10 protein-coding genes and 1 pseudogene are annotated in these 12,496 nt (G+C 67.7%); 8 read left to right on the plus strand and 3 right to left on the minus strand.

The window, feature by feature from the left end; all coding sequences use genetic code 11:
* The first annotated feature begins 78 nt into the window (after positions 1 to 78).
* From ACJ8AT_RS09635 to ACJ8AT_RS09660, 6 genes are all read left to right on the plus strand, one after another.
* Entirely contained in the window at positions 79 to 1,467 is a 1,389-nt protein-coding gene (locus ACJ8AT_RS09635) for a serine/threonine protein kinase (protein ID WP_407737361.1), read from the plus strand.
* Positions 1,468 to 3,020: 1,553 nt separating this feature from the next.
* The gene (locus ACJ8AT_RS09640) at positions 3,021 to 3,257 is read left to right on the plus strand and encodes a hypothetical protein (protein WP_407737362.1); all 237 of its coding nucleotides are present in this window, start codon (positions 3,021 to 3,023) and stop codon (positions 3,255 to 3,257) included.
* 204 nt (positions 3,258 to 3,461) lie between these two features.
* Positions 3,462 to 4,595, plus strand: coding sequence for a phenylacetate--CoA ligase family protein (locus ACJ8AT_RS09645; protein WP_407737363.1), 1,134 nt, complete (start codon positions 3,462 to 3,464; stop codon positions 4,593 to 4,595).
* 21 nt (positions 4,596 to 4,616) lie between these two features.
* Positions 4,617 to 5,945, plus strand: a complete 1,329-nt coding sequence (locus tag ACJ8AT_RS09650) for an aldehyde dehydrogenase family protein (RefSeq protein WP_407737364.1) — start codon at positions 4,617 to 4,619, stop codon at positions 5,943 to 5,945.
* 2 nt (positions 5,946 to 5,947) lie between these two features.
* The gene (locus tag ACJ8AT_RS09655; RefSeq protein ID WP_407737365.1) at positions 5,948 to 6,946 is read left to right on the plus strand and encodes an iron-containing redox enzyme family protein; all 999 of its coding nucleotides are present in this window, start codon (positions 5,948 to 5,950) and stop codon (positions 6,944 to 6,946) included.
* Between the two features lie 18 nt (positions 6,947 to 6,964).
* Positions 6,965 to 8,707 (plus strand): AMP-binding protein, encoded by a 1,743-nt coding sequence (locus tag ACJ8AT_RS09660; protein WP_407737366.1) that lies wholly within the window; start codon positions 6,965 to 6,967, stop codon positions 8,705 to 8,707.
* 153 nt (positions 8,708 to 8,860) lie between these two features.
* Here ACJ8AT_RS09660 and ACJ8AT_RS09665 read toward each other — a convergent pair whose 3' ends face one another.
* The 3 genes from ACJ8AT_RS09665 to ACJ8AT_RS09675 form a co-directional block, all read right to left on the minus strand.
* On the minus strand, positions 8,861 to 9,148 hold the full coding sequence (locus ACJ8AT_RS09665) for a hypothetical protein (RefSeq protein ID WP_407737367.1): 288 nt from the start codon (positions 9,146 to 9,148) through the stop codon (positions 8,861 to 8,863).
* Complete coding sequence (locus tag ACJ8AT_RS09670) at positions 9,145 to 9,564, minus strand: hypothetical protein (protein ID WP_407737368.1); 420 nt, start codon at positions 9,562 to 9,564, stop codon at positions 9,145 to 9,147. Before ACJ8AT_RS09670 ends, ACJ8AT_RS09665 begins: the two co-directional genes overlap by 4 nt.
* Positions 9,565 to 10,039: 475 nt before the next feature.
* Positions 10,040 to 10,432 (minus strand): YkgJ family cysteine cluster protein, encoded by a 393-nt coding sequence (locus ACJ8AT_RS09675; protein ID WP_407737369.1) that lies wholly within the window; start codon positions 10,430 to 10,432, stop codon positions 10,040 to 10,042.
* A 121-nt stretch (positions 10,433 to 10,553) separates the two neighbouring features.
* On the opposite strand from ACJ8AT_RS09675, the gene hflX reads away from it, so the two are divergent.
* Both hflX and ACJ8AT_RS09685 read left to right on the plus strand, forming a co-directional pair.
* Entirely contained in the window at positions 10,554 to 11,936 is a 1,383-nt protein-coding gene (gene hflX, locus ACJ8AT_RS09680; RefSeq protein ID WP_407737370.1) for a GTPase HflX, read from the plus strand.
* Between the two features lie 166 nt (positions 11,937 to 12,102).
* Positions 12,103 to 12,496 (plus strand): annotated as a pseudogene (locus ACJ8AT_RS09685) (IS5 family transposase); the annotation flags it as partial.

Raw genomic sequence — 12,496 nt, forward strand, 5'->3', positions numbered from 1 at the left:
TATCGCGGGTATCCCTACGCCTGAGGTAGGCTACGCAGGGGAGACCGCACTGGTGCCTCCCTCTTCCCCAGGTACGCCATGGACAGCCTGTCCTCCCTCGCCCTCCATCCCGCGCTGTTGCCTCCGGGCACCAGGGTGGGGGCTTGGCGCGTGCAGGCCTTGGCGGGCCAAGGAGCCCACGGCGCCGTCTACCGAGCCGTGCTCAGGCACAACGAGCACTCCTCCCCGGTGGCCCTGAAGCTGGCACTGCACCCGGATGACCCTCGCTTCGCCCGTGAGGTGGTGCTGCTCTCCCGAAGCGAGCACCCCAGCATTCCTCGCCTGGTGGATCATGGCAGCTGGCAGTCCGCTTCCGGCACGCTCCACCCTTTCCTCGTCATGGATTGGGTGGAGGGCGAGCCGTTGTATGAACAGGCCCGGCATCATCCGCCAGCTCCCGCGCGGGTGAGGCAGTGGCTGGCGCAACTGGCGCAGGCGCTGGCGGTGCTCCATGCACAAGGGGCGGTGCACCGAGACCTCAAGGGGGACAATGTGCTGGTCCGCCGCGAGGATGAGCGAGTGATGCTGATGGACTTCGGCACCGGCCTGTACCCAGGTGCGGCCGCGCTCACGCCTGCGATGGGATTTCCGGGCACACCGCTGTACCGCTCTCCGGAGTCCTGGCTCTTCGAGATTCAATTCCACGGAGATACCAGCGCGCTCTACCGCCCCTCCGCGGCCGATGACCTGTACTCGCTGGGAGTCACGGCGTGCCGGCTGCTGACGGGCGAGTACCCCGAGCTGTGGGAGCCGTTCCGGGATGAGCACGGCACCTGGCGCCTGAAGGGAGTGCGGCTGCCGCGCACGCTGCGGAACAACCTCATCCTGGAGCCCTCTCTGCGTCCGCTCATTCTGCGACTGCTCTCGGTGCACCCTGAGCAGCGCGGCACGGCGGCGCAGCTGGCGCAGGAGTTGGAGCCTGTCTCACCGGTGAGGCCTTCCCAGCGGCCCCTCGGGACTCGAGCGCCTCGGAGACACGCGTGGCTCTGGCTGCCGACGGCAGCGGCGGGGCTGGCCCTGGCCGTGTGGGAGGGGAGGAGCGCTTCGTATGAGCAGCCCCCAGAGCCGCCCTCCGTGGCACGCGCGGAGCCCGTGAAGCCGGACTCCCCGGATGCAGGGACAGCGGGACTCGGTGATGCCGCAACGGTCGCAGTCCAGGACAAGCCGCCCTCGGGCTCCACGGCGGAGGGGATGATCGAGGACACTCTGCCCGAGCCGCAGCCAGGGCAAATACGACCCGATGAGAAGGGACGTTGCCCTGGCAGGTGGCTGGTTGTCCTCAACGGAGCGTGCTGGGAAGAAACCTCGTGGGAGCCGGAGCAATGCCAGGAGCACGGCGGCCAGATGTTCAAGGGGACCTGCTACGTGCCCTTCATCCCTCCCGGCCGTAAGCGTCCCCCCACCTCCGGTCCCCTGAAGAATCCATGAGTCAGATTCCCATGGTCCAATCCCAGTACAGCGGCTGGCATGTGAAAGGACCTTGCTCCAAGCTGCGGCTGCAATGATAGCCCTCGCCACAAGCATCGGGCGGGCCGTTGGGATTACAGGACGGCAGGCAATGCCAGCCGTCACAGGCCTTGCCTGCACCGCAGGCCGGGAGGCCGTCGCCACACTCCTCGATACATTCCATCCACACCTTGCCCGGGTACGCGGGCTCGTACTCCACATGGCACTTGCGGCCATCAGGGCAAGAGCTCTGCTGGCACTGGGGGCCATACACCTGCGCGCATACCGAGGCGCCCTCCGCGAACGGGATGCACTGCTGCCCCGCGGGGCATTGCCCGTTGGCACAGGTGGGTAGGCACAGAGGCTGGGGAATGGTGTCTGCGCAGAAGAAGCCCTCGGTACAACCTTGGGGTTTACCCAGCTGGCAAGGCCGGGCGCACCAGGTGTTCTCTCGGCCACCGCACAGCCATTGGGCCGCGCAGGCGTTCCGTTTGTCGCGCGGAAGGGCGACGCAGCCTTCACCTTCCTGGCGTGGACCCACGGGGACGCAGCGACGAACCTGCGGTCCACCTCCCAAGGTGGCAAGGCGTCTGCAGACAGCGCCTTCTAGACATTGTTTATCCGTCAGGCACTCGCTGTCCGCGCAAGTGGAGCGCGGGTACCGGCCATCAAACAAGCAGCCCAGCGGCGATTCACACTCTTTGCTCGATTCGCAGTGCCGCCCATATGTCATCAAACGCATGCGCTGGTCATGGGTGAGCAGAGGGCTGACGTGTGCCCCGGGTGGCATGTCCGTAGGTACCTCTGGCCGCAGCAACCCCCACAGCAGCACCAGCACCGGCACTGGCAACAGCAGCCCTACGAGGGTGGCCACCCGCTTGCGCAAACCGTCCGTCCGCACCTAGGGCGGCCCTCCGCACTCAAGACACGCCTGCGAGTGTTGCTGGCCATGCCCGCAGACCTTGCCAAACTCCGAGGGACAGCCGGTCAGCGCCAGCGCTGAAAGGATTCCTGCCGCTAGGTAGTGCCACCGCATGCGTTCCTCCAGGGCGGACCAGTGACGCTACCAGCGCGGATCAGCCCACGTCCACGCCATGTCACGTAGGCCGAAGGCCCGCGCAGCGTCACCCTGGAGTGGAAACGATCCTCAGAAAACACGGGCCTCAGGCTCCAGCGATCTCCGTCGCCGCGATTGCTACGCCGCGCTTCCTCAAGATTGTCTCCACCTGAAGGGGGTGCGGCTGCCGCGCACGCTGCGGAACAACCTCATCCTGGAGCCCTCTCTGCGTCCGCTCATTCGGACTCGAACGCCTCGGAGACACGCGTGGCTCTGGGTGCCGGCGGCAGCGGCGGGGCTGGCCCTGGCGGTGTGGGAGGGGAGGAGCGCTTCGTATGAGCTGCCCCCAGAACGGCCCTCCGTGGCACGCGCGGAGCCCGTGAAGCCGGACTCCCCGGATGCAGGGACAGCGGGACTCGGTGATGCCGCAACGGTCGCAGTCCAGGACAAGCCGCCCTCTGGTTCCATGGCGGAGGGGATGAGCGAGGACACCCTACCCGAGCCGGAGCCAGAGCAGGTGCGGCCCGATGGGAAGGGTCGTTGCCCGCGCAAGTGGCTGGTCGCCCTCAACGGAGCGTGCTGGGCGGAGGCGGCGTGGGAGATGGAGAAGTGCCAGGAGCTCGGCGGCCAGATGTACAAGGGGACCTGCTACATGCCCTTCATGCCTCCCGGCCGTAAGCATCCCCCCACCTCCGGTCCCCTGAAGAATCCATGAGACTGCCCCAGCCATTGGGGTCCACCTCACTGAGGTCATCCAGGAGTTGCTGGGACACGTCACCACGCTTCGGATCGGTCCCTGCTCCGCTCCGCTGCTCACCGGCTTCTTCCTCGCGGTGAGGGCGCAGCTTCTTGGCCTCAGTGGATCTCTTGGTGGAAATAGCGTATTACTCGGATTCCAAGAATTTCGGAGGCCGGGATATTGAACCGCACCCAGCGCTTCGGGGACACCGAGCTTGACGTCACGGATCCTGGCCTCACGAACGAGCGGATCTTCCCGCTGCTTCGCGCCTTCATCCAGGACACCTTCAACGCGTGCACCTTCCACCGCGAGCGCTGGAAGCGTGCGGGCCTCCAGGATGGGCGTATCTCCTCGCTCGAAGACTTCGAGAAGCTGCCACGGATGGGGCCTGACGAAGCGAGCATCGGCGATCTCCACCTGCTCCCAGATCATTATCCCGCTGGCCTCCGCGGCCGCGACGGGCTGAACGCCTTGCCGCCGGACTCGCGGCTCGCGAAGAAGTTCACGACCTCAGGGTCCACGGGGAAGCCCAAGGCCGTCTATTACACGGCGCAGGACTGGAGGCTGCACGCGGCGGCCTTCCCTCGCGTGGCGACGCACATCCCTCGTGAGTGGATGACCCGGTGCTTCAACGCCTTCAACCCGGGCCACATCGCGGGCAAGTTCACCGAGGACTGCTGGAACAGTCACGGCTTCACTGTCGAGAACCGGCACTTCTCGGCGACAACCCCCGAGCAGGTGCTCCACCAACTCACCTCGGGGCTGCGCGAGGTGGGCGGCTTCAACTTCCTGTGCCTGCCGCCCAGTCTCCCCAAGGGGGCAGTCGCCAAGGGCATCACCCTCTCGGATCTGCTCGATCTCGATCAGGAGAACTACATCGGCAGCCGCATCCGGGTGATCCTCACCACGGGGGCTCCCCGCGACAATCCCGAGCATCGGCTGAAGCAACGGGTCTGGGAGGCCAATGAGCTTGCGCGCGCAGGGAAGACGATCCTCTTTGAATTCTATGGAGCCGCCGAGGTGGGCTTGATCGCCGCGGAGTGCGAGCACAATGACGGCCTGCACCTCCGTCCGGGGCTGGTCTTCATCGAGGTGATCGATCCAGCGACCGGCCGTCACGTCGCGGATGGGGAGCGGGGGCTGGTCTGCGTTACCGGCCTCCACCAAGGCAGCCGGTACGTCCGTTACCTCGTGGGAGATGAGGTGACCTTCGACGCTCGCCCGTGCCCCTGCGGCGCGCCCACTCCGAAGTTTCGCGGCATGGCACGCGTTCTGGATCGCGAGCGCATCCGGCAGGGCTGTGCGGCAGGTTGACTCCGATCCCCGGGAGAGATCTTGATCTCGAACATCCTCAATGGGCGGTTCGTGGCCGCGGAAGGCTCACGGAAGGCCGGCGCATGGGCGATCCCTCGAACAGCTCCCAGCGACGTGGGCTTCGCCCTCAAGTGCGCGCACAGCGCCCCCTCACCTGAGCCCCGCGATCCGGTCCCCTTGCTCCGCGCGATCGGGCGGGAGGGCCTATGGATCACCGCCGCCCAGATGCGGGAGATCTCCGCGGCGACGGGCAGCCCGCTGCGCTACGTGCGCGCGTCGGTGGCGCGCTTCAACGAGTGGCTCGGGAGGATTGACGCGTACCTGGACCGGGTAGGGCGCTGGTCCGGCGGCGAGCTCACCATGGGCGGGGTGACGTACTGCGGCGGACTCACCTCCATGCTCGTGCTCGCCGGGGACGAGGTGACGCTGGCCCCATGGGCCCTGGCCCACGCCGTCCTGGCTGGCGCGCGGGTCATCGCCAAGCCCAGCAACGCCGAGCCGCTGAGCGCCTTCCTCTTCGTGCGGGCGCTCCTCGAGCAGGGGCTCAAGGGAGGACCGAACCTCCTCTACCTCGACAGCTCCAGCGAGGAAGATCGCGCGGCCATGCAGCGGCTGGTCTCCAGCACGGAGCAGTCCGTCGTCTTTGGAGAGGACGCGACCGTCCAGGCCATCTACGGCCCGCTGGCGTTCCGCCCGAACCACAAGGCGATCCCCTATTGGAGTGGGCGCTCGGGCGCGATCATCCTCCCCGATGCGGATCTCGCCGCCGCCGCGAGGGACCTCATCGCGGGCATGACGATGGATCGAGGCAACCGCTGCGACTCGACCAAGCGGGTCTACGCGCCGCGCGGCTTCGCGGGCGATCTCGAGCGGCTGTTGATCGAGAGCGCGTCGCGGCTTCACCGCGGGGAGGCGGCGGACGAGCGGACCGAGCTGGGAGTGCTGGATGAGCACGCGCGGCAGATCGCCGAGCGCGGGGCGGCGGGCTCGCAGATCCTCTACGATCGGGAGCTGCTCATCGCGCGTTGCACGGACCTCTCTCCGCTCATCACGGAGGAGATGCCCTATCCCGCACTCGGGATCCGCTACTATGACGACGGCGAGGATCCCTTCGAGCTCGCCAACCAGTCCGTCCGGCAGGCTCCTACCCGGCGAGCGCTCGTGATCTCGATCTTCACCCAGGATCAGGCCGCGTTCCGCCACGGAGCCCAGAGGCTCAACGCCTACAAGGTTCTCCAGAACCTCCCGACGAGCCATGCTGATCTCTTCAGCCCGCATCAGGGCATGCACCTGTTTCAAGAGCTGATGCGGCCCAAAGCCATCATTCAGGCCAGGTTCCCCCAGGAGTGATCATGAGCGCATCGAGAGCTTTGGATATTCAATCCCTGGAGCAGCTACAGGCCACGCTCCCCTGGGAAGGAACACAATCCCCCGAGCCCCTTCAGGAGGCAGCGCGCCAGGCCTCCGCCCTGGCGGTGGAGGCCTTCGAGCGCCGGACTCCCGAGGCGCTCGAGCGGGCCGAGCGGTTGCTGCACTACCTCAACGTCTCCAATGCCTTCGGTGTGCCGGTGCATCCGATCGCCTCCGCGGTGTGGGCGGTGCTGAGCCAGGCGCTGGTCCGCGGCAGCCTGCCCAAGGGCGACGCCCCGGCGGAGATCGACCAGCCGCGAATGCGCGCGGCGCTCGAGGCGCTGATCGCTCGCGCCGAGCAGGTGGACCACCCCTTCCTCGACGCCATCTGCGAGCTGCCGACTGAAGCCGGGCTGGTCCTCTATGCGAAGAACTGGCTCGCGAGCACTCAGGGCTTCACCAGCAACCTGCTCGCGCTCGCGCAGCGGACGACCGGGGCCACGCGCGGGATGATCCTCGGGAACGTCAGCGACGAGGTCTCGGGGCAGACGCATGAGCGGATGCGCGCCCGGTTCTTCGCGCAGCTCGGCATGAGCTACGACGAGGTGCGCGGAATCTCGACCTACCAGGCTGGGCGGAGGAGCGATCCAGAGCTGTTGATCTCCTCGCTCACGTTGCTCAACTTCCGCAGCGCGCTCGTGGCGAACGCCCACCCCACCTGGGCGCTCGGCGTCTTCTTCGCCATGGAGGCGGCATTCCATAGGGTGTGCGTGCGGCTGGTCTCCGCGCTGAGGCGGCGGCGGTTCGATGCGCAGGCCATGGAGATCTTCACCGTGCACGTCGAGGCAGACGAGGACCACGCCAAGGAGTGGCTGGAGATCCTCGAGTCCGACGCCTGGAGCGCCACCGATCGCGCCCGGATCCTGCAAGGGACGACTGCGTACATGGCACTGCGCCACGACTGGTTCAATGCGATGAAAGCAGCGCTCCGGCTGCCCTGAGACCGCGCGGGAGGACTCATGGCAGAGACCGTCTGCGAGCTCTTTCTCAGGGCCGCCGAGCGTTTCCCCGAGCGAATCTTCCTGCGCGTGCTGACGGCCGCGGGCGAGGAGCGGCTGAGCTACGGTGAAGTGGCCCGGCGCGTCGCGTCCAGCATCGGGCGCCTTCGCCAGCTCGGCCTTCACCGGCGCGAGCGCGTGGTGAGCTACTCGGATGAGACGCGCCGGAACATCCTCTTCTACCTGGCATGTGCGTTCTCGGGGGTTCAGCCCATCCCCCTCTCTCCGCTCTTCTCGGCCAGCTACCTCTCTCAGATCGCTCGACGGGTGGGGGCTTCTCGCGCGTTCTGCGCCGCCGAGGCGGTGCCAGCGGTCTCTGGCGCTGGCCTTCGCCCGCTTGCGTTCGGCATCCCTGGGCACGCAGGGCCAGGGGAGTGCCTGGACGCTCCGCCCGAGGAGTCCCTCGAGTCCTCGCTGTGCTTCCTCCGCGAGTGCGCAGAGCCGATCCAAGGAGAGGACGTCTTCCTCATCCTGCCGACGTCGGGCTCCACGGGCGAGCCGAAGCTCGTGCCACGCCAACATCGCACCTGGCTCCGGGATGCGCGCCAGCGCAGCCTGGATCTCCGCGCGGACGAGGCCCCTCCGCAGCGATTCCTCATGGCCCCGGCGCTCTTGCACAGCATGGGGGTCCACGCGCTCTGCACGGGAATGCTCGTCGCGGCGGAGCTCTGCATCCCCACGCGGCTCGACACCGCGATGCCGATTGAGGAGCTCCGGCGGTTCCAGCCGACGTATCTGGTGATGGCGCCGCGCGTTCTGCGCTCGTTGATGGCGCAGTACCACCGGGATCCCGTGGGACCGCCGCTGGGCCCAAGCGCCCGCGTGCTGCTGGTGGGCGGGGCCAAGCCGGACCCCGCGATGCTGCGCCCGATCGCCAGCTCGGGGGTCGACGTGATCGAGTACTACGCCTCGAGTGAGCTCTCACTCGTCTCCATCACCCCGAGGGGCCAGTGGCGTGAAGGGCATACCGGCCGCGTGGCCGGGGACGTGGAGTTGCGGATCGCGGCGGATGGGGAGGTGCTCGTGCGCTCGCCAGCGCAGATGCCGGGCTACCTGGGACAAGAGGTGCTGACGCAGGCGGCGTACACCGAAGAGGGCTTCTTCAAGACAGGGGATCTTGGAGCGCTCGCACCCGACGGCTGGCTGCGGCTGCACGGGCGGAAGCGGGACGTCTTCAACACGCCCGAGGGCTGCAACATCTACCCGGTCCGTATCGAGGAGATGCTCGAGGGGCTTCCCTGGGTCCACCAGGCAATGCTCGTCGGGGATCAGCGCCCGTACCTGTCGGCGCTGGTTGTCGTCTCCGACCCGATACCGGTACAGGAGGCCGACGGCTACCTTGATCCGAGCGAGTACCCCGGGCTCTACCTCCAGGTCCGTGCCGAGCTCGCTTCGCTGAACACAGGCCTCGAGACCGTTGAGCAAATCGTCCGCTTTGCGCTCTTCGCGAAGCCGTTCTGCGAGGCCGTACTCCGGCCGGTGGGGCAGGGCAAGGTCCAGAGGAACCGCAGCCAGCTCCAGGTCTCCTACGCCACACAGATCAACCGCCTGTACTCAGCCTGGGACAGGGGCGATGATCCAACCCTTGTTCCGCGAATGAATGCGCCCGAGGCGCTGGCCGCGGCGGCAAGGCTCGGGGGAGATCCCAGGGACATGGAAGTCGGTGGGGGCACTTCTAAGGCGCTCCGCAACGTCCCGCCGTGATGCGGCAGGAGTGCCTTCGCCCGCGCGTAGTCGCACCGCTTCCGTGGATTCTCTGCATCAGAATCTTCCCCCGCCGGCCGCGGCCCGCAGAAAAAAAGCGGCGCCGCGCTCCTGGGCCTCGGGAGCGCGGCGCCGCCGTTCAAGCCGCAGGGTTTACGCCTGGGGCTCCTTGTCCTTCTCCGCCTTCAGCGTCTCCACCAGCGTGTCCCACTTCTCCAGCGGAATGCCCTTCACATCCACCACCGCCTCACCCTGGTGGTTGCGCAGCTGCACCCGCACCGGATCGCCCTTCTGGAAGCAGCTCATCACCACCTGGGTGATCTGATCGACACGCGCCACGGCCTCCGGGGGCAAGGGCTTGCTGGAGGTGGGCTTGCGCTTGGCCTGCAGCGCCCGGCGCATCTCCGCCACGCTGCACGCGGAGAAGGGCTTGGACGTCACCCCCCCTTGGCGTCTGGCACGTCGATGAGCGTCGGGCCCGGCGTGGCGTGGTCCACCTTGATACCCGCCAGCTCCTTGTAGGTGAGCAGCAGCGACAGGCACGTGACGCCGAAGCGGACGGCGATCTCCTCGCTGAACTTGCCGGCCACCGCGCCGTAGGTGGTCAAGGTCGGCTGGGAGATGTCGCCCAGCTTCTGGCGGACCCAGTCGCGGGCATCCTTGAAGCCGGCCAGCTCTGCCAGCTTCTTGTCCACCACGTAGTTGTACAGCTGGCCCATGCGGTGGTGGTTGATGCTCTCCTCGCCCATGAGCTGGATCATGGCGGCGCGCACCTGGTCGAGCGTCATGTCCTGCGGGAAGGTGGCCTGCACGGGGTTGGCGACTGACTTCGGCTTCGTCTGGAACAGCGTGAACATCGTGGGTTCCCCCTCGGGGAGGCGGGGTGCCTCCCCCCGGCCGATTGCTGCGTCGGCCGTGAGAGGGCCTAGAGCACAGGGCGGGCCAACGAGTGCTTTCCTGTAAACACAGGCACTTGCGCGGCAGGCTCCCCTCGCGAACCGGGGGGCGCGCCGCTACTGACCAGTCAGTAGTGGCCCCGGTACTGACTGGTCAGCAGTGGACCCCTAGGGCCTGCGCACGGACCTGCCGTGTGGAGATCTGATCGGGAGCAAGTCTCCGCCCACGTTGACACCCCTGGACTATCGGTAGACCTCTCCCGATAGAGGCGGCGGGTGTCGAACCCACAGCAAGGCGAGAGCAAAACCCTATGCAGGTCGCGCTGTTACCGGCTAACGCCTTGAGCTCTCGTCGGCTCGTTCTCCCGCTCCATCCCGTCTCGTCCCGTCTGATTCCGCGCTGGAGGGTCACACTGGGGGCACATGCGGGTCAGGATCAGTCGAGCCCTTTGCGGCCGCGGAACTGCTGTCGCAGAAACCTTCGGGCGTGACCGTCAGCAATCAGGCGCTGCGCCTTCTTCACGACGGCCTGTGCCTCCTCCAGGGTGACCCGGTCCTCGAGGAGAGATGCAGCGAGCACGCATTGATACGCAGCGCAGCTCGCCGGACGGGCTGCGTAGATCCCACAGTCGCGGCCCTTGAGCGCGGAGCACCTCTGCGGAAGCACCTCCGTACCGCTGCGAAGGGTCCGCGTGGGAATTCCCAGTGCGTGGAGCTGGCCGACTTCCTCGGGCTCTAGCCCGACATGGCTGAAGAGGCTGCCATCGCAGCACAGGCCGCAGCCGCGGCAGAGAAGCGAAAGCGGAGATTCGGGTGCGCCATCATCCATGACACCGTTTAGATAGCCACGGACGGGTGGGCTGTGCCCGCGCAAGCGGTGGGGCAGGCGAGGGCTCGCTAGAGGCGGACGCCTCCACGTTGACGCGGAACGGCATGGTATGAGCAGTTGCATGCTGAAGACCCACCCTGCCCGTCCTCTTGCCGTCCTCGTCGGCGTGCAACTCCCCGGCGTCTCGGACGCGGAGCACGCTGCAGACCTCGCGGAGCTCGCCCGGCTGGTAAAGACCCTGGGCTACGACGCGGTGGCCACCGTGAGCCAGCGCCGCGAGGGGCTGGCTTCCGGGACGGTGCTGGGCACCGGCAAGCTCAAGGAGCTGGCGCAGCTCACCGGCGGCAGCGGCGTCGTCGCATCCGGCGCGCAGGAGCGGACATCGAAGGCGCGCGAGCGCTGGGAGTCCGCGGACGCGGCACTCGAGGAGCCCGGAGACGAGGAGGCCGCACCGCCCGCGGCGGACGCCCCGGGCGAGGTGGCGCAGCGCCCCACGATTGTAGTCGTGGACCACGAGCTCTCCCCGAGCCAGCTGCGCAACCTGGAGAAGGCCACCGGGGCGCAGGTGCTGGATCGCACAGGCGTCATCGTAGACATCTTCCACCGGCACGCGCGCAGCCACGAGGCGCGCATGCAGGTGGAGATCGCCCGGCTTAACTACCTCGCGCCCCGCCTGCGCGAGTCCACCGGAGGAAGGGAGCGGCAGCAGGGCCGCGGCGCCGGGGACTCCGCCGTGGAGCTCGACCGCCGAAAGATTCGCGACCGCCTCGCCGAGCTGCGCGCGGGGCTCGCCGCCATCCAGAAGGACCAGGACCAGCGCCGCTACGCGCGCCGCGACCAGCTGCGCGTGGCGCTGGTCGGCTACACCAACGCAGGCAAGTCCTCGCTGATGCGCGCCCTGACCGGCAGTGAGGTGCTGGTGGCCGACCAGCTCTTCGCCACCCTCGACACCACGGTGCGGGCCCTGCAGCCAGAGAGCCGTCCGCGCGTGCTCGTCTCGGACACGGTGGGCTTCATCCAGAAGCTGCCGCATGATCTCGTCGCCTCCTTCCGCTCCACGCTCGACGAGGCGCTCGAGGCCTCGCTGCTGCTGTACGTGGTGGATGCGTCCGACCCCACCTGGAACACCCAGCTGGAGGTCACCCGCACGGTGCTGCGGGAGATCGGAGCGGACGCCGTCCCGAGCCAGCTGCTCTTCAACAAGGTGGACCGGCTGGATGCGGCGGCACACGAGGCGCTGCGCTCGCGCCACCCGGAGGCGATGCTGCTCTCCGCGCACCGGCCGGAGGACGTGGGGCTCCTGCGCGAGCGCATCCTGCACACCTTCGCGGCCTCCATGGTCGATGCGGACCTGGTGATCCCCTACGCCTCCCAGTCGCGCATCAGCGAGGTGTACGAGCACACGACGGTGCTCTCCGAGGCCTTCGATGAGCGCGGGCGCAAGCTCCGCGTGCGCGGCCTGCCCGGAGCCATTGCGCGCCTCACGCAGGCCTTCGGAGCCTGAGCGCCGTTGGCACTGACCTCCAGGCACTGGCGCCACGAGGCTCAGTGGAGGCGGCGGGAATCGAAGCCGCATCAAGGCGGAAGCAAAACCCTAAGACTTCCTTTCATAACCCCGCCACGGCCAGGGTGGGCCTGCGACTGATGGAGCCGATGCGCATCTTCGGGGCATGAGGCGCGAGTTGGTTTCAGAAGCGCTGTGGCAGCGGGTCGAGCCCCTGCTGCCGCGGAGGTGTCGTCACCGCAAGGGAGGCCGCCCGTACGCAGATGACCGAGCGGCCCTGCGAGGCATCCTCTTCGTGCTCAGGACGGGCATCGGGTGGGAGGACCTGCCGGCAGAAGTCTTCGGGGTGAGCGGCATCACCTGCTGGCGCCGACTCAACCAGTGGGCCAAGGCGGGCGTCTTTCGCAAGCTGCAGCAGAAACTGCTCGACGAGCTGGGCATGAGAGGACGCATCGACTGGAGTCGTGTCTCCTTCGACTCCGCCAGCGTGCGGGCTCAAAAGGGGGGCCCGAAACCGGAAAGAATCCGACGGACAGAGGGAAGAAGGGCTCCAAGCACCA

This window comes from Hyalangium sp. (assembly GCF_045802625.1).
GTDB lineage: Bacteria > Myxococcota > Myxococcia > Myxococcales > Myxococcaceae > Hyalangium.